The organism is Vibrio sp. SG41-7, assembly GCF_014164465.1.
GTDB lineage: Bacteria > Pseudomonadota > Gammaproteobacteria > Enterobacterales > Vibrionaceae > Vibrio > Vibrio splendidus.
The window spans coordinates 1-411 of sequence record NZ_JACJFF010000362.1 but is presented as its reverse complement, the minus strand read 5'-3'; the positions used below and the strand labels follow the sequence as shown (position 1 = coordinate 411).

The window sequence follows — 411 nt, the reverse complement described above, 5'->3', positions numbered from 1 at the left end:
TTCTTATTTCTGCGGTATCGACCTAGCTAAAAACCACTTCAGTCTTCATGCCGTAGACCAAAATGGTAAGGTCATACTTCATAAGTCGGTAACTCGCTCTAAACTACTGACTACAATAGCAAATATGCCACTCATGCGTATAGGCGTTGAAGCGTGTGGTGGTGCACATTATTGGGCAAGAACACTCAATAAACTTGGGCACGACGCCCGCATTATGGCCGTTAAATACGTAATTCCTTATCGAACTAAAGGAAAGAACGACCTTAATGATGCTGTTGCCATATGCGAAGCTGTTCAGCGTCCATCAACTCGCTTTGTACCCGTAAAATCCCCCGAGCAACAAGCCATCTTATCGGTACATAGAATGAGAGAGCATTGGGTTCGTGAACGCACCGCGCTTATGAATCGCAT

At 45.0% G+C, this 411-nt stretch carries 1 protein-coding gene; it reads left to right on the top strand.

Annotated features, from left to right (window positions below; translation table 11 throughout):
• Nucleotides 1–411: transposase (locus H5300_RS27110; protein WP_182797399.1), on the top strand; the 411-nt coding region annotated here is incomplete at both ends.